The organism is Aerococcus sp. L_32 (assembly GCF_050689315.1).
In genome coordinates, this window is the sequence record NZ_JBOEQF010000503.1 from 1 (window position 1) to 1,324 (window position 1,324).

Annotated in this window: 1 protein-coding gene; it reads left to right on the forward strand. The window is 40.0% G+C overall.

What is annotated here, in order from left to right; genetic code table 11:
* On the forward strand, nucleotides 1-735 hold a 735-nt coding region (locus ACRCJ0_RS14280; protein WP_431390880.1), incomplete at its 5' end, for a 5'-nucleotidase C-terminal domain-containing protein.
* Nucleotides 736-1,324 lie beyond the last annotated feature (589 nt).

Sequence of the window (1,324 nt, forward strand, 5' to 3'; positions counted from 1 at the left end):
ACGACCGTGGACACACCAATTCAAAAAGAAGCCGCCGAAAGATTAGCGGACCTACAAGCAGAAATTGAAAACTGGTTGGACCAACCGGTAGGGACCATTCAAGGGGACATGAAGATTGACAGTGTGGATATGGCCCGCATCCATGACCATCCATACGTCGAATTTGTCCAACGGGTACAAAACTATTACGGGCAAACAGAAATCTCAGCGGTAGCCTTATTTAATAATGATGCCAAGGGCTTTCCAAACGAAGTAACCGTCCGTGACGTACACAGTAATTACCCATTTCCTAACACCTTAGCAGTGGTTAAAATCACCGGAGCAGAATTGAAAGCAGCTATCGAGCAATCAGCGGAATTTTTCATTTTGAATGAAGACCAAGAAATCGTCATGTCTAAAGATTGGCAATATCCCAAACCAAAACCCTATAATTACGACATGTATGAAGGAATTGACTACATCATTGATGTATCAAAACCAATTGGTCAACGGGTAACCAAATTAAACTACCACGACCAACCATTGGATTTAGAAGCTGAATTCGAAGTGACCCTCAACCAGTATCGAGCTGTTGGTGGCGGTGACTATCACATGTTTGATTCATCAAAAATTGTCCGTGAAGTCAACCTGGAGATGAACCAATTAATCTCTCGCTACTTTGAAACACACAAAGAAATCAAAGCTACTTGTAACAACAATTTCCAAGTGGTGAAAGGCAATAATTGTCCAGCATAGTAACAACGGGATACCTCAGTTAAGGGGTGTTCCGTTTTTTATTATGCCAGCTAAAAGTATGGGAATAAAAACCTAAATGTGATGTGAAGGATTTAGATAGGTTAAATACTAAAAAAGAAAGAAAGCATAACAAGATGGTTAATGGGCTTTACGTATTGTGTCCAGACTTATTCGACGCAGATTAAACACTAGCAACCCGTACAGAAATTCAGTCCCGTATGGATAACAACGATGAAGTAACTGATTTAGGCAAAAAAGGGCAACCGACAATCACGTTGAATTCTTCACGGCAGACAGTTGTCTACTTCAAAATACTTTGCAAATATCATTACATAAAATTCTGCCGAAGGCTGATGAATAGATAGAAGAATTAGTCATCAAAAAAGCCCATCCGAAACCGGATGGGCTTTCCATTTAGGTATGTCTGTTAGCTTATTCAGCTGAAGATGATGCTTCGCTTGAAGCTGCTTCTGATGATTCAGAAGATTCAGTTGAAGAAGACTCTGTTGATGATTCCTCTGTGCTAGATTCTTCTGAAGTTGATTCTTCACTAGAAGACTCAGCAGATTTAGATGATTCTTCACTTGAA